The sequence below is a fragment of the Pseudoalteromonas sp. SG43-1 genome (assembly GCF_014164415.1).
Classification (GTDB): domain Bacteria; phylum Pseudomonadota; class Gammaproteobacteria; order Enterobacterales; family Alteromonadaceae; genus Pseudoalteromonas; species Pseudoalteromonas distincta.
Genome location: NZ_JACJFD010000011.1, coordinates 1 through 16,503 on the forward strand (window position 1 = coordinate 1; position 16,503 = coordinate 16,503).

14 protein-coding genes are annotated in these 16,503 nt (G+C 39.6%); 3 read left to right on the forward strand and 11 right to left on the reverse strand.

Features of this window, described 5'->3' with window-relative positions:
- Positions 1–73: 73 nt before the first annotated feature.
- From tyrA to ffh, 6 genes are all read right to left on the reverse strand, one after another.
- A complete protein-coding gene (gene tyrA / locus H5159_RS09630; RefSeq protein ID WP_182780209.1) occupies positions 74–1,207 on the reverse strand; it encodes a bifunctional chorismate mutase/prephenate dehydrogenase in 1,134 nt (377 codons plus the stop codon).
- A 241-nt stretch (positions 1,208–1,448) separates the two neighbouring features.
- A complete protein-coding gene (gene rplS, locus H5159_RS09635; RefSeq protein WP_002962189.1) occupies positions 1,449–1,808 on the reverse strand; it encodes a 50S ribosomal protein L19 in 360 nt (119 codons plus the stop codon).
- A 33-nt stretch (positions 1,809–1,841) separates the two neighbouring features.
- On the reverse strand, positions 1,842–2,609 hold the full coding sequence (gene trmD / locus H5159_RS09640; RefSeq protein ID WP_002962190.1) for a tRNA (guanosine(37)-N1)-methyltransferase TrmD: 768 nt from the start codon (positions 2,607–2,609) through the stop codon (positions 1,842–1,844).
- Positions 2,609–3,145 (reverse strand): ribosome maturation factor RimM, encoded by a 537-nt coding sequence (gene rimM / locus H5159_RS09645; RefSeq protein WP_182780210.1) that lies wholly within the window; start codon positions 3,143–3,145, stop codon positions 2,609–2,611. The genes trmD and rimM overlap by 1 nt, the downstream gene beginning before the upstream one ends.
- A 17-nt stretch (positions 3,146–3,162) precedes the next feature.
- Positions 3,163–3,411, reverse strand: coding sequence for a 30S ribosomal protein S16 (gene rpsP / locus H5159_RS09650; RefSeq protein WP_002962192.1), 249 nt, complete (start codon positions 3,409–3,411; stop codon positions 3,163–3,165).
- 260 nt (positions 3,412–3,671) lie between these two features.
- A complete protein-coding gene (ffh, locus tag H5159_RS09655) occupies positions 3,672–5,051 on the reverse strand; it encodes a signal recognition particle protein (RefSeq protein ID WP_182780211.1) in 1,380 nt (459 codons plus the stop codon).
- Positions 5,052–5,303: 252 nt separating this feature from the next.
- On the opposite strand from ffh, the gene H5159_RS09660 reads away from it, so the two are divergent.
- Positions 5,304–6,110 carry an inner membrane protein YpjD gene (locus H5159_RS09660; protein WP_002962197.1) on the forward strand — a complete coding sequence of 269 codons (807 nt, stop codon included), beginning with the start codon at positions 5,304–5,306 and terminating at the stop codon, positions 6,108–6,110.
- Between the two features lie 61 nt (positions 6,111–6,171).
- A complete protein-coding gene (locus H5159_RS09665) occupies positions 6,172–7,440 on the forward strand; it encodes an HlyC/CorC family transporter (RefSeq protein WP_002962198.1) in 1,269 nt (422 codons plus the stop codon).
- A gap of 48 nt (positions 7,441–7,488) precedes the next feature.
- On the opposite strand, the gene H5159_RS09670 is transcribed toward H5159_RS09665, so the two are convergent.
- Positions 7,489–8,100, reverse strand: a complete 612-nt coding sequence (locus tag H5159_RS09670; protein ID WP_002962200.1) for a transglycosylase SLT domain-containing protein — start codon at positions 8,098–8,100, stop codon at positions 7,489–7,491.
- Between the two features lie 147 nt (positions 8,101–8,247).
- A complete protein-coding gene (gshA, locus tag H5159_RS09675; protein ID WP_182695839.1) occupies positions 8,248–9,825 on the reverse strand; it encodes a glutamate--cysteine ligase in 1,578 nt (525 codons plus the stop codon).
- Positions 9,826–10,414: 589 nt separating this feature from the next.
- Between gshA and H5159_RS09680 the strand changes: the two genes are divergently transcribed.
- The gene (locus H5159_RS09680; RefSeq protein ID WP_182780212.1) at positions 10,415–11,962 is read left to right on the forward strand and encodes a PAS domain-containing methyl-accepting chemotaxis protein; all 1,548 of its coding nucleotides are present in this window, start codon (positions 10,415–10,417) and stop codon (positions 11,960–11,962) included.
- Positions 11,963–12,014: 52 nt separating this feature from the next.
- Here the strand turns inward: H5159_RS09680 and clpB are convergent, their stop codons facing one another.
- The 3 genes from clpB to rluD all read right to left on the reverse strand — a co-directional run bounded on the left by clpB (position 12,015) and on the right by rluD (position 16,396).
- The gene (gene clpB / locus H5159_RS09685; RefSeq protein WP_165723615.1) at positions 12,015–14,591 is read right to left on the reverse strand and encodes an ATP-dependent chaperone ClpB; all 2,577 of its coding nucleotides are present in this window, start codon (positions 14,589–14,591) and stop codon (positions 12,015–12,017) included.
- 96 nt (positions 14,592–14,687) lie between these two features.
- Complete coding sequence (gene pgeF / locus H5159_RS09690; RefSeq protein ID WP_024596580.1) at positions 14,688–15,419, reverse strand: peptidoglycan editing factor PgeF; 732 nt, start codon at positions 15,417–15,419, stop codon at positions 14,688–14,690.
- The gene (gene rluD, locus H5159_RS09695; protein ID WP_002962209.1) at positions 15,419–16,396 is read right to left on the reverse strand and encodes a 23S rRNA pseudouridine(1911/1915/1917) synthase RluD; all 978 of its coding nucleotides are present in this window, start codon (positions 16,394–16,396) and stop codon (positions 15,419–15,421) included. The genes pgeF and rluD overlap by 1 nt, the downstream gene beginning before the upstream one ends.
- Positions 16,397–16,503: the final 107 nt, after the last annotated feature.

Below are 16,503 nucleotides of genomic sequence, written 5' to 3' on the forward strand. Positions count from 1 at the left end.
CTTAATACTTAATACACACTTTCATAATTAAAAAGGGCCGATATCGGCCCTTTTTAGTAAAAAGTGACAAGTATTAGTCTAAAACTTTTGAATCATTCGCTTTATTTAATAAGCTTCGGCTTTGTGTTAAAAAGTGCTCTGTTGAGTCAGAAAAGTAAACTTTCGCTTGCGCAAAAGAATCAATAAGCGCTGCTTTATCTCCTGCTTTTAATTTTTCCAATGTACTTGCAAAAGTGTCTTGGTACTGTGCGAGCAGGCTCTCTACATCATCGAATTGCGCTAACATAATATCTGAGTACAACTCCGGCGACTGCGCAAATAAACGCCCTACCATCATCAGCTCTAATTGATAAATAGGTGACGAGCAACTACGTAACTCTTCAAGTGTATGACTTTGTTTTGCTAAAAACTGTCCGTACACAAATGTTGTTAAATGGCGCATTACCTGAATAATTTGCATTGCTTCGTCGTGCTTTTTAGCATCAAGCTCAACAAGCTGACAACCCCATACTTGTAACTGCTGTAACAAACCTTTTGCCGCTTGGTGCTCTCGCCCTTCACATACAACGACCGTTTGTTTTACCCAATGTGATATGTCAGGGCCAAACATAGGATGCAAACCAACCACAGGGCCACTGTGCGCAGCTTTTAGTGCTTTAATAGGCGATTGCTTTACCGATGTAATATCAACTAGTAAACAGTCATCATCTAGTTTAGGTAACTTAGCAACTACTGCGTCCAATGCATTAATTGGTACGCTAATCATTACCAGCTTGGCACCTTTTAAAATATTTTGCGCATCGTTTTGCTGATCTTTATCTAAAACTTTAACTTCGTAACCTGAGCGAATAAACTGCTGAGCAAATAGCTGCCCCATAGCACCTTGACCACCTACAATAACAATTGGCGAAAGCTCTGCCGCTGCACATGCAAGTTTTGCTTGTTGGTTTTGATAGGCTTCTCGCATCATGCGTCTTAGTATATCTTCAACTAGATCGGGGCTTACATTTTGATTTATTGCTTCTTGTCTTCTTGCCGCTAATAGCTCTGCTTCACGATTAGGTGCATGTAAAGGCGCGCCTGTTTGTTGTTTTATCTCACCAATTTTTTGCGTAATACCATTACGTTTAGCAAGTAAGGCAACAAGTTGTGCGTCGCATTCATCTATACCTTCTCTCAGCTGTGCTAAATCACTTATGTCAGCCACGTTCATACCACCTTAAAAAACAAATAACGTAAATATAAATTTACATAAAAGTAAACTAATCAATACGATAAATACTAACAGGATCAGCTAATTGATAAAAGGCTAAAGCTTAAATTTTACTAATAAGGAAATAAGAATTGATAATTGAGAATTGAGAATTGAGATAATAATATTCTAAAACCAAAACGGGTTGCAACCCGAAGGATGCAACCCGTTTTTTTGCGTTGATAAACAGCGCGTATTAGTTAAGTTTTTCTCTAATACGTGCAGATTTACCAGAACGCTCACGTAGGTAGTAAAGCTTAGCACGGCGAACTGCACCGCGACGCTTAACTGCTACGCTATCAATAAGAGGGCTGTGCGTTTGGAATACACGCTCAACACCTTCACCGTTCGAAATTTTACGAACTGTGAATGCTGAGTGAAGACCACGATTACGCTTAGCGATTACAACACCTTCAAAGGCCTGTAGACGCTCTTTAGCACCTTCTTTTACTTTTACCTGTACAACCACTGTATCACCAGGGCCAAATGCAGGTACGTCTGTTTTAAGCTGCTCATCTTCAAGCGCTTTAATAATATTTTGGTTTACTTTTGCCATTATGTTTCTCACTTTCCTAGGTGTAACTGTCTTCTAGCCACAAGCTTTTTGGTACTCTTGCTGAAATTCTGCGAGTAATACCGCTTGCTCCTCAGTCAGAGCTAGGTTATGCAACAAGTCAGGACGTCGTAACCAAGTTCTACCTAATGACTGCTTAAGCCGCCACTTTGCTATCTCTTGGTGGTTTCCACTGAGTAATACAGCAGGAACCTGTTTGTCGTCCAATGTTTCTGGTCGTGTATAGTGTGGACAATCTAACAAGCCATCCGAAAACGAATCTTGTTCTGCTGACTGGTTATGACCTAACACACCTGGCACTAATCGCGCTACTGCGTCAATTAATGTCATGGCAGGTAGTTCACCACCACTCAAAATAAAATCACCAATTGACCATTCTTCGTCAACATATGATTCTATTATTCTCTCATCTATACCTTCATAGCGACCGGCAATCAAAATCAGTTTATTAGAGTTAGCGAGTTCGCTAGCGCCCTGCTGATCAAGTTTGCGCCCTTGCGGGGACATATAAATTACTTTAGCGCCATCACCAGCTGCTTTTTTAGCTTCGGCAATCGCTTTTTTTAATGGCTCAACCATCATTAACATACCTGGCCCGCCCCCGTAAGGACGGTCATCTACGGTTCTATGCTTATCTAAAGCGTAGTCTCGCGGATTCCAACAGTTAAAATCAATTAAACCATTTTTTACTGCGCGACCGGTAACACCTTGGTCTGTAATAGCGTCAAACATGTCTGGAAAAAGGCTTATCACCCCTACCCATAATGAACTAGTTTGCGTCATTAAAACCCTGGGTCCCAATCTACGGTAATTTCTTTTGCGTCGTATTTAACTTCTTTAATAACTGAATCAGTTAAAAAAGGAATCAAACGTTCAGCTTGACCAAATGCATCTTTACTGTTTGCTTTCACAACTAGTACGTCATTTGACCCTGTCTCCATAAGGTCATCAACAATGCCTAAGCTATAACCTTTATCGGTTATAACAGACATGCCAATGAGATCTCGCCAATAGAACTCACCTTGCGGAAGTTCTGGTAAATGCGCTGCATCCATTGAGATTTCAGCATGGGTATAAGCCATTGCTTCGTCTCGGTCGTTTATCTGCGCAAATTTAGCGATAAAGCCTTTGTTGTGGCGACGCCAGTCGACCACTTCTAAGGACTGCCATTTACCTTGCTGCCCTATCAACCACGGGCTGAAATCGAAGATCCCTACGGGATCATCAGTAAATGAATGTACCTTAAGCCAGCCCTTTATACCATATGGGGCACCGAGCTTTCCTACGACAATTATTGATGAGGTGTTCTCTTGACTCATGGTTACACTTACGCCTATTAAGCCGCTTTACGAGCGTCTTTTACTAACTTAGCTACGCGATCTGAAAGAGATGCGCCCTGACCTACCCAGTGTTCAACACGTGGTAAATCTAAACGAATTTTTTCTTCTTGACCTGAAGCAATTGGGTTAAAAAAGCCTACTTTCTCGATGAAGCGACCGTCACGCGAGAAACGGCTATCCGCAACCACAATTTGATAGAAAGGGCGTTTTTTAGCGCCACCACGTTGCAAACGAATAGTTACCATACCGTCCTCTATAAAGATTGACTGTTTTCATTAATAAGATTTACTCCCCAGAATGGGGAGCTGGGGAATTGTACGAGTTTTTGGCAATAACGCAAGTAAGAAGTGAAGCAAAAAGACAGTTTAGTAGGTTAAACCGTGATCTCAACGACAAATTAGGGTTAAAGGTGTATTACATGCATAATTTATTCAACAAAAAAGGAGCTATTTGCTCCTTTAAATATGATTCGCTATTGTTTTAAAAAATAACTCAAAAGTATTTTTTAAAACTTAGGACCACCTCCACCCATCATCCCAGGTGGTAACATGCCTTTCATACCGCGCATCATTTTAGTCATGCCGCCTTTACCTTTCATCTTTTTCATCATTTTTTGCATTTGCGTAAACTGCTTAAGCAACTTATTAATCTCTTGTACTTGTGTGCCAGAGCCTGCTGCTATGCGTTTTTTACGCGAACCTTTAATGATTTCTGGACGTGCGCGCTCTTTTTTAGTCATTGAGCTAATAATAGCTTCCATTTGGATAAATGTTTTGTCACCCATTTGGCCTTTAACAGCATCTGGTAAGTTAGACATACCAGGGAGCTTATCAAGCATCGACATCATGCCACCCATATTTTTCATTTGCTTTAATTGATCAGCAAAGTCGTCAAGGGTAAAACCGGCACCTTTAAATACTTTTTCAGCAACTTTGGCAGCTTGCTCTTTATCTACTTTCATTTCGACTTCTTCGATTAATGAAAGTACATCACCCATACCTAAAATACGCGACGCTATACGGTCTGGATGAAAAGGCTCTAGTGCGTCAGTACGCTCACCCACACCCATAAATTTAATTGGTTTGCCTGTGATATGACGAATAGATAAAGCAGCACCACCACGTGCATCACCATCGGTTTTTGTTAATATTACACCGGTTAGTGGCAGGGCTTCGTCAAATGCTTTAGCTGTATTTGCCGCATCTTGACCCGTCATTGCATCAACAACGAATAAAGTTTCAATTGGGTTGATTGCTTTGTGAAGATCTTTAATCTCGTCCATCATGTTGCTGTCAACATGTAAACGACCTGCGGTATCAACAAGTACTACATCTATAAATTTCTTTTTAGCATGAGAAATTGCAGCGTTTGCAATATCCACTGGCTTTTGCGAAATATCACTTGGAAAGAAATCAACGTCAACTTCTGTAGCAAGCGTTTCTAGCTGTTTAATCGCAGCAGGGCGATAAACATCGGCACTTACTACAAGCACTGATTTCTTTTTGCGTTCTTTTAAAAACTTAGCAAGCTTAGCTACACTGGTGGTTTTACCCGCACCTTGCAGACCCGCTACCATAACAACGGCTGGCGGTTGTGCATTTAGGCTTAGCTCTTCATTGGCCTCACCCATTGCTTTTTCTAGTTCTTCACGCACTATTTTTATAAATACTTGGCCTGGGCTTAAGCTTTTTGTAACTTCAACCCCAACTGCACGTTCTTTAACTTGTTTTACAAACTCGCGAACAACAGTCAGTGCCACATCGGCTTCTAAAAATGCCATACGCACTTCGCGAAGTGTGTCTTTTATGTTGTCTTCAGTCAGACGGCCACGGCCACTGATATTTTTTAAGGTTTTACCTAATCGTTCTTGGAGGTTCTCAAACATGTAACGGTTCCGATAAGACGTTTATATCAATCCATTAAAATTTTACGGTTAGTTTGATTTTCAATTAACCAGGATTGACTTATTAAGTTTCAATTAAAAGTAGTATACCGTATATGGCGTCTTACAATACAGTGTTCAAGTGCACCTTGTTGAGTTTCTTTTTTTAAGGTCTATGCATTTGCTTTGCTATAAAATACAATGGCTATATAACAACAAGGATTATTTTGTCTCAAATTAAGTGGCCCAAGCACAATGCTGATTATTAGTTTAACTATTATTGCCAGTTTATTTTATGTGTTAGCAACGTCTCACGTGCTCTCACGCCTGTTTCATCAACAAGGCCCTAGCCAAAAGGTAACCGTCATATTGAGCACGGTTGCTATAGTGGCGCATATGCTGCTGTTAGTTAACTCTGTTTTTAGATCCGACGGTCAAGACTTAAGTATTGTAAACGTCTCCCTTTTAACATGCTGGGTTATTGTAGTTTCAGTAACAGCTGTGTCGCTAAAGTTCCCTGCCACTTTATTATTGCCCGTTGTTTATGGTTTTGGTGCTTTACTTACAATTGCCAGTTTATTTATTCCTCATCATATTTTACTGCAAAGCATTAATATTGAGGTTGGCTTAGTAACACACATTTCCTTATCCCTATTGGCCTACTGTATTTTAATTATTGCTACTTTATATGGTGTACAGTTCTACTTTATTGATAAACGTTTAAAACGTAAAGATTTAGCAATTGTGCATAGTCACCTTCCGCCTTTGATGGTTGTTGAGCGCCAGCTTTACCAACTCCTTAATTTAGGCACCATATTACTCACGTTCGCATTACTCTCGGGGTTTGTATTTCTTGATGGGATGTTTGCTAAAGAGTTCATTCATAAAACGATATTGTCGTTAGTTGCGTGGGCTATTTTTGCCATTGTAGCCATCGGGCATATGAAAAAGGGTTGGCGCGGTAAACCTGTGGTTATTACGATCATGGTCGCTGCATTTGTCCTCACACTCGCATATTTTGGCAGCCGTTTCATACAAGAAGTGATACTAAATAAGTTTTAACTTGACTCTGCTTGCTCACTCTAGCTTAATACGCATTGATTTATAAGAAAAGGATCCATCGTTGGACGACATATCGACAAGTACCCTATTTATCATTTTAGGTTTTTTGGTGCTTTTTTCTGCTTATTTTTCTGGTTCAGAAACCGGAATTATGTCAATCAATCGTATACGCCTGCGACACCTCGCTAAAGAGGATCATCGTGCAGCTAAACGAGTCAGTAAATTACTTAGCCGTCCAGATAGGCTCATCGGTTTAATCTTAATTGGCAATAATCTTGTCAATATAGCTGCAGCTCAAGTTGCTACCATTATAGGTATTCGCCTTTACGGTGACCTTGGTATTGCTATCGCTACGGGTGTGTTAACTTTAGTCGTGCTTATATTTGCCGAAGTAACACCTAAAACTCTTGCTGCCCTCTATCCTGAAAAAGTTGCTTTTCCAAGCTCAATAATACTTAAAGGGTTACTAAAAATTCTTTTTCCTTTTGTTGTTATCGTTAACTGGATGACCAACGGGATATTGCGATTATTTGGTATTAGTGCCGCTCAAATCGACGAGCACAGCATGAGCAAAGAAGAATTAAAAACAGTGCTCAATGAGTCAGGCGCACTTATCCCTGCTCGCCATCAAAGTATGCTGACCTCAATTTTAGATTTAGAGCAAGTAACCGTTGAAGATATCATGATCCCACGCAACGAAATTGTGGCTATTGATATTAATGATGATTGGAAACTAATTAGTCGCCAGCTTACCCATGCACAACATACTCGCGTGTTATTGTATCGCGACAATATAGATGACGCAGTAGGCTTTATTCACTCTCGAGATGCACTTCGTCTACTTACAAAAGAGCAATTTGATAAACCATCTTTGCTGCGTGCTGTACGCGAAATTTACTTTATCCCAGAGGGAACATCACTTAACACTCAGCTGTTAAAGTTTCAGCAGTCTAAAGAGCGTATTGGCTTAGTAGTAGACGAGTATGGCGATATTCAAGGTTTAGTAACGCTTGAAGATATTTTAGAAGAAGTTGTTGGCGATTTTACAACTACACAAACTCGTACGCCAAGCGAAGAAGTAGAAACACAAACTGATGGCTCTTGTATTGTAGATGGCGGCGCTAACGTACGCGATTTAAATAAAGAGATGGGTTGGGATTTCCCACTAGACGGCCCAAAAACTTTGAGTGGTTTAATTGTTGAATACTTAGAAGATATTCCCGATGCAAATATTAGTCTACGTATTGCGGGCTACCCTATTGAAGTACTTGAAGTAAAAGAGAATATGATAAAACAGGTGAAGATTCAGCCTAATAAGCGTTCTCGCTAAGTATAAAAGGAGCCGATTGGCTCCTTTTTTATATCCATTAATAACTCTCTAGCCAAATATAAGACGTTCAAACCAACCTTTATCAAGCTCGTCTTCACAGCGCTTTAATTGCGCGCCATAACGGCTCGCTCTGTGTTTAACTTTATTTGCTACACCCATTAACCACTTTTTCTTTTTATATGTGCCACGCTTATAGCCACCCCAACCTTCATGATAATTAAGGTATTGTGCGTAAGCATCCCATTTAGAGATTTTATTTACTTTATGCGTTTTATAAACAAACCACGCCATAAAGTCGATTGCATCGTCAAAGTCGTCTCTATCAGCACCATTGTTGCCTGTTTCACGAATATAATCTGACCATGTTGGTGTTTTAGCCTGTGAGTAACCATAAGCATCACTTGCGCGACCGGTTGGAATTATCCATAAGAAGTACTCCATAGGCGGAGCGGCATCATGCTTAAATGAGCTTTCCTGGTACATCATACTCATGAGTACATGCTTAGGAGAACCCCATTTTTCTTGCGCATCTTTTGCGTCAAAATACCAATCAGGTTTTTCTTCAAAGATTTTACATAGATCGTTAGGTTGTTTTGGAGGGGCTGTAGCACAACCAGCTAAAGTAATGGCAAGAGATAAAATAATTGCATTTTTTTTCATTTTTCTAAGATCTCACAGAACTTTTCTAAAAAGTGTGGGTCTGACTCAATGAATGCAGCAGTACGGCATTAGTTCATCCCTGAATATATATTTACGCAGCCTACTTAGGCTGCGTTTTTTTTGCTTAAATTTTACTAAGTATTAAGATTATTTACCGCCAAAATACGCATCTAAAAAGGCGGTAAATGACTGGGTATCTGCTTGCTCAATTGCAGTTTGTGCTTCGTTAGACTCTACAACTTGTTGTTCCAGCCAAGGCTTTAAAAACTCACTGTAATCAGTGTCTGCGTGGCTTTGTTTGTATTTATTAGCCAGTGCTAGTGCAAAGTGACCGTTGTCTAAACCAGACTCTTTTAATTGCGACACGTAACGTCCAGAATAAGTAAGCTCTGGATTATGCACCCACGTTGCCATGCGCTTTATAGTATCGGAGTAATAATTAACACCATAAGCATTATCCATCCATTTAGCGACATCAGTGAGCTGTGCAAATATTTCATCGCCCCACGACTGAAGACTACGCTGTGTGTTATTAAAGTTAAGCATTAGCCCTTCTTCTCGACCTTGATTGACTACTGTGTCGAGGTTTTCAGTACTGCGTGCTTGTTCTTTCCAATCCATTGGAGCTGAATCTTTTAATAAACAATACGTTAAAAACACATCTAAAAAGTGAATTTGCTCAATATCAATACCAACTTCGCTAAACGGATTAACGTCTAATGCGCGAATTTCTACGTATTCAATGCCTGCTCGAAGCAGTGCATCTGTTGGCGTTTCGCCACTTTTAGCATTACGCTTAGGACGAATTGGCGAGTAAAATTCGTTTTCAATCTGCAGAATATTTTTATTTAACTGCTTAGGGTTTTCACTCTTGTAGTCATCAAGATCACCATAAATTTCTGATGGTGTGTTGATTGCTTTTTTAAGGCCTGCTACATATTCATCTAACGAGTTATACATTACGCGTAGTGACGACTGAGCGCTATTTGTATAACCTAAATTGCCTAAACGCAGTGCCGTACCAACTTCTAAGTAAAGTGTACCTTTACCTAGTTTTTTAAATGGTAAATCGGTTTTTCGACCTTGTAAAAATGAGTTACACAATGCTGGCGATGCACCAAACATGTAACTTATTAGCCATAGTTCGCGTTTAAAGTTACGAATAAGTGCTAAATAACCTTCTGAAATAAAATCTTGAAGGCTAGCATTGCTTTTTTGTAACGAATGAAGCGATTGCCAAAGCGTATCTGGGAATGAAATATTAAAGTGAACACCTGCAATTGCTTGCATCATACTTCCGTAACGATTTTTTAACCCTTCACGGTATAGTGTTTTCATTTGACCAGTATTTGAACTACCAAATTGAGCTAAAACAATATCATCTTGGTGTTCAATAAAGCATGGCATACTAATAGGCCAAAGCAGTTCATCGTCCATTTTTTCTAGAGTGAACTTTTGAAGATCTTTTAATTGCTTAAGAGTTTGCGTTGACGACTCACTAACTGGAGTAATAAATTCAAGTAAAGATTCAGAAAAATCAGTTGTGATATGGCCATTAGTTAATGCACTGCCCACCCCTTTTGGATGGCCTTTAGGTGATATAGCACCATTCTCTTGTATTCTTAGCGACTCTCGCTCTATGCCACGTTTAATGCCTTTAACTGCATGTTGGTGCTCATTTACTGATAACGCTTCAAGTGCGTTAGCTAAATCATGTGTTGTCAAAAAATCTTTCCTCGGGCCACGTGGCTTAATCATAAGGTTATGGGGACTAATTACTTAGACTCAAGATTAATACCAATTTTTATTGAAAATATGATCATTGTATCGCATTAAATAGCGCATTCACTGCGTTGAAAATTACTCATATAGAACAACTACATGTCATAATTTTCGCCTTGCTATTGTGCTATTTTCTTAGCGCTATAATAGATCACTTATTTAATACAACTGGTATAAATTGCTAAGAACTATATAACTTTTCAAATTTAATAATTATTTCCCCACTTTATACATGCACTTAATATGACCAACATCATTATATTAAGTCGTAATATTGCCATTGCTATGTGCATTATACAAATGCTTTAAATACGTATTTAATTATAAATCAAATAAGTAAAATATCAGCTTAAAGTAATAGACCGGAACTTATGCAAAATCAGTTCAATTTAGCTGTCCGGTATTTAAACTTGATCTAGATCAATAAATACAATTATTTGTCTTATGAGCATAGAAGGAAGGACGCTATTTTTTGCTTTGTAGAGTGTAAGCAATATAATGACTGCAACAATAAAGGATGATAATAAATACAATGCACAATGATAAAAGCTTAAAAAATGAAGAAGTATACTTTGATGAATCACAAGAGCTGGTTTCCACTACTGATCTTAAAGGTGTAATAACATACGTCAATCAAGCGTTTTGTGCTGTAGCAGGATATAGCGCACAAGAGCTTGTCGGTCAGCATCATAATATTGTTCGCCACCCTGATATGCCAAAAGCAGCCTTTAAAGAAATGTGGGCAACATTAAAACAAGAACACTCGTGGCGCGGTATGGTTAAAAACCGCTGTAAAGATGGCCGCTATTACTGGGTAGATGCCTTTGTAACCCCCATTTTTGAACATGGCCGACTTGTTGGTTATCAATCTGTAAGAACCAAAGCAAGCTCTCAACTTAAGCACCGTGCACAAACACTTTACAACAAAATAAATACCAACAAGTCATTATTTAAACTACGAGAACACACCACAATACGACAAAGCCTTACTTTTATAAGTCTATTATTTTGGCTGATTTTTATTGCTGTCGCGGCATCAATCACCATTGCTGCAATTAGCCTATTTATTTGTGCTTTAGTTATTGTGCTAAATTATGACGAACTCATTGTTACCCCTAAAATATTACGCGAACAAAAAGCAAAAGCCGATTCAATCTCTCGTTATATTTACAGCGGCCATACACCGCACAGTGTAAGTGATTATAGAGAGCAAATGCTAAGTGCAAAATTGCGCACAGTTCTTGGCCGTATGAAAGACTCAACATTAAGCTTTAATGGCATCGCGACTGATTTAGACAAACAATCAACACTCACCGAAAAAGGGATTTCTTCTCAAGGTGAGCGTTTAGAACAAATTGCATCAGCGATGACTCAAATGAGTTCTACCATTGGTGAAATATCAGTAAATACCGCTCAAACAGCGGATAAAGTGAATAACACCCATCAAAGTTGCTCAGAGATAAAAGACCACATTGCTGATAATAGTAAAATGGTATCTGACTTAGCTTCTCAAGTAGAACAAGCTGCAAATACAGCCACCAGCTTAGCCTCTGAAGCAGATAAAATTGGTAAGGTAATGAGTGAAATAGAGGGAATTGCCGATCAAACTAACTTACTTGCTCTTAATGCAGCGATTGAAGCAGCTAGAGCGGGAGAACATGGTCGAGGCTTTGCAGTAGTCGCAGATGAGGTAAGGACCCTTTCGTCACGTACTCAAAATGCTACAACACAAATCCATAGTTCTATTAAAGAAATACAAGATACTTTATTTAGCTGGTCCAAAGTAATGCAAAGCACTAAAGCACAAGCCGATAACTGTGTTTTGACAACCGATAAAACTCAAGTTGAATTAGAGGGTATTTTTATCCAAATCAGTGAAATATCTCACTTGGCAATACAAATATCATCCGCTGCAGAAGAGCAACAAATGGTTAGTAACGACATTAGTAATAATGTTTCGCAAATTAAAGACTTTGGCGATAACAACTTAAGTTTAAGCTTTAATGTAGCAAAAGGTGCAGCTGAGCTTGTTGAAGGCTCACGTAGAGTGAACGATTTATTACTAACTTTTAAAGTTTAACAAACATAAAAAAGCCGCTATTTTAGCGGCTTTAGAGTTTAATTATTTACAATCAGCGTTTGGTAAATACCAAAGAGTCGTCATTTGCATCAATAACAATCACGCTACCTGGTATGTAGTCCCCATTAAGTAGCTTTTGTGCTAGCGGATTTTCAATCGTTTGCTGAATAGCACGCTTAAGCGGGCGTGCACCGTACACAGGATCAAACCCACTTGCTGCAATTCGCTCAAGTGCAGCATCGCTTATTTCAAGCAGATACCCCATCTCTGTTAAACGCTCACGTAATTTCATTAACTGAATATCAGCTATTTCTTTTATATGCTCGTTTGCTAACGGGTGGAATACAACAGTCTCGTCAATACGGTTAATAAACTCAGGTCTAAACTCATTAATCAATACTTCCATTACTTTAGCTTTAAGGGTCGTATAGTCATTATTCCCCGCTTGTTCTTGGATAATATCTGAGCCTAAATTTGATGTCATGATAATAACAGTATTTTTAAAATCAACGGTTCTACCTTGTCCGTCAGTTAATCGGCCATCATCTAACACTTGCAGTAAAATGTTAAACACATCTGGGTGTGCTTTTTCTATTTCATCAAGCAATATAACTGAGTAAGGTTTACGACGAACAGCTTCTGTTAAATAACCGCCCTCTTCATAACCCACATAACCTGGAGGTGCGCCCACTAGGCGTGCAACTGAGTGCTTTTCCATAAACTCAGACATGTCGATACGTACCATGGCATCTTCGGTATCAAACATAAAACCTGCCAGTGCTTTTGTAAGCTCGGTTTTACCCACACCTGTTGGACCTAAAAACAAGAAAGAACCAATTGGGCGATTAGGATCTGCAAGTCCTGCACGTGAGCGTCGTATTGCGTTAGCAACAGCAACGACCGCTTCATCTTGCCCTATTACTTTACTGTGTAACTTATCTTCCATTTGCAGCAGCTTTTCACGCTCACCTTGTAGCATTCTTGCAACAGGAATACCTGTCCAGCGAGATAAAATTTCAGCAATTTCATCCTCACCTACTTGGTTCTTAAGCAGAGTCATTTCTTGCATTTCAGCTTGTGAGGCTAAATCAAGTTTTCGTTCAAGCTCTGGAATTCGCCCATATTGCAGCTCTGACATACGCTGTAAATCACTTGCTCTTCGCGCTACATCTAAATCTAATCTTGCTTGTTCAAGCTCGGCTTTAATTACTTGTGTACCTTGAAGCGATGCTTTTTCAGCATTCCAAATTTCGTCTAGTTCACGATATTGCCCATCAAGGTCGGTGATCAACTCTTGCATTTCAGTGCGACGTTTTTGACTCGCCTCATCTTTTTCTTTAGCAAGTGCATTATCTTCTAATTTTAATTGGATAATACGACGCTCAAGCTTATCTAACGACTCTGGTTTTGAATCAATTTGTAATCGAATTGAAGAACCCGCTTCGTCAATTAAATCAATTGCTTTATCTGGTAACTGACGATCGCTAATGTAGCGGTGAGATAACTGCGCCGCAGCAACTATCGCGGGATCAGTAATTTCTACTGAATGATGTAGCTCATATCGCTCTTTTAAGCCACGCAATATTGCAATGGTATCTTCAACCGACGGCTCTTCAATGAGTACCTTTTGGAATCGACGCTCAAGTGCTGCGTCTTTCTCTATATATTTACGGTATTCATCAAGCGTGGTTGCGCCAACACAGTGTAACTCACCGCGTGCTAAAGCAGGTTTTAGCATATTACCCGCATCCATTGCGCCATCACTTTTGCCTGCACCCACAATAGTGTGTATTTCATCAATAAATAAAATGACTTGGCCTTCTTCTTTAGCCAATTCGTTTAACACTGATTTTAAACGCTCTTCAAATTCACCGCGATATTTAGCGCCCGCAACTAGTGCTCCTAAATCAAGCGATAAAACACGTTTGTTTTTTAATCCTTCAGGTACTTCACCATTAATAATACGCTGTGCTAAACCTTCTGCTATTGCTGTTTTACCAACACCTGGCTCACCGATTAATACAGGGTTATTTTTAGTACGGCGCTGTAATACTTGAATCGTGCGGCGAATTTCGTCATCACGACCAATAACAGGGTCAAGCTTACCTTGCTCTGCTCGCTCAGTTAGATCAATCGTGAACTTTTCAAGCGCTTGGCGTGTTTCTTCGGCATTTGGGTCATCAACTTTTTGACCACCACGAATCGCTTTAATTGCTGTTTCAATTTTAGTGGAGGTAATATTTAACGATCTGAATATATCGCCAAGTGGACCTTTATCGTCGCATGCTGCCAGTACAAACAATTCACTTGAAATGTATTTGTCTTTGCGTTTTTGCGCATACTTGTCACATAGGTTAATAAGTGAAGCCATATTATTTGATAGCTGCACGTCGCCACCTACGCCTTCTACTTTAAATAGTTTTTCTATTTCTTGAGAAAGCTTGGTGTTAAGTTCATCTGCGCTGACCCCCGTTTGTGCAAATAACGCGCGCACACTGGAGCCGCTTTGCTGCAGTAGTGAATACATTAAATGTACGGGTTCAATAAATTGATGGTCGCGGCCAAGGGCTAGCGATTGCGCATCAGAAAGCGCAGATTGAAATTTACTTGTAAATCTATCTAAACGCATGGTGTTACCTATTAAATAATCTAATTGCTTAATTAATGGGTATGTTTAGGTGTTTGTTCAAGGTGTAGAGAGAAATATAATAGCTAAAGGTGCTAATTACTTGCGCCAGATCAAACTTGCCATACGTCCGGTTTGCCCATCCCGTCGATAAGAAAAAAATAAGTCACTTTGAGAGACTGTACAATAGTCGCCGCCTGTAATATTTTTAACGCCTTGCTGGGTAAGTAAAGTACGCGCAATGCCAAAAATATCAGCAAGAAATTTGCCATTAGCTTGTGGTGTAAATGCTTGAATAAATGAAGAAGACCTTTTTTGAAATAACTCAAACACTTCAGCGCCAACCTCAAATTGAGTTGGCCCAATTGCAGGCCCTAGCCAAGCATTTATATTTTCATACTTTGAGCTAAAACATTCTAAAGTATTTTTAATAATTCCCTGCTCAAGCCCCCGCCAGCCACCATGTATAGCTGCAACTTCCTTCTCATCATCACTCACTAATAAAATAGGTAAGCAATCGGCAGTCATGATAGCCAAAGGCTGATTTAATAACTGAGTATAAAGCGCATCAGCATTGTGTAACTTATTAGAGTCAAAATGTTCATCAACAATAACAACATCAGAGCTATGAACTTGATTTAGCCACACGGCAGGTTTAGGTAAGTGTTTGGTTAATAGTGAGCGGTTTTTTGATACATGATCTTGATTATCTCCAACATGGTATCCCAAATTGAAACTTTTAAATGGTTTTTTTGAAACACCACCTCCACAAGTAGTACTTAACGTTCCTACTTTATGAAGGTTTTGCCATGTCGCTGACAATAAGTGCATTATCTATCGATATCAGGATTAGCTTTAGTATCTTCACGTAGTGCATGTGTCATAGCAACCATATCATCAGGGATAGGTGCTTGCCATGTCATCATTTCACCCGTGATTGGATGCGCAATGCTCAATTTTACAGCATGTAGTGCTTGGCGTCTAAAGCTACGAAGTAACTCGAATAACTCTGGTGTTGCACCTTTAGGTGGACGCGGACGGCCGCCATAAGATTGATCGCCAATTAGCGGATGATTTAAATGTGCCATGTGCACACGAATCTGGTGAGTACGGCCTGTTTCTAGGCGCAGACGTAAACGAGTATGAGCACGGAATTTTTCAGCAACACGGTAATGTGTAATTGCCGGTTTACCCAGTTCATGTACGGCCATATGCGTACGCTGAGTAGGATGACGGCCAATCGCTTTTTCAACCATACCACCTGCAGTCATAGTACCATTACACAGTGCTTCATATTCACGCGTAAAGTTTTCACGCTTTTGCAGCGCTGTTACTAAATGCGTTTGTGCTGGAATCGTTTTAGCTACAACCATTAAACCGGTCGTGTCTTTATCTAAACGATGCACAATACCTGCGCGTGGCACGTTAATTATTTCAGGGTAGTAATGTAGCAATGCGTTTAACACTGTTCCATTAGGGTTACCCGCACCTGGGTGAACCACTAGGCCCATTGGTTTATTAATTACCAAAATATCATCGTCTTCATAAACAATGTTTAATTTGATATCTTGTGCTTCGTATTCGCGTGGTGCTTCAATTGTTGTTTCAACACTTACAACTTCACCACCTAGTAGCTTTTCGCGTGGAGTGTTGAAAATTTCACCGTCTACAGTGATTTTATCATCCAAAATCCACGTTTTTATACGAGAACGTGAATAATCAGGGAACAATTGTGCTAATACTTGGTCTAGACGTTTACCACCTAATTCGGTTGGAACGTCGGCTTGAAGAGAAATTTGCTCTGACATTAGTAACTTTACCCAATTTACCAGTGCAAGCTTTGCTCGACTGGGTTAGAATCGCTTTTAATAAAAGCATAATATAATACGCATAGTTTACTCGGTTTTACCGACTT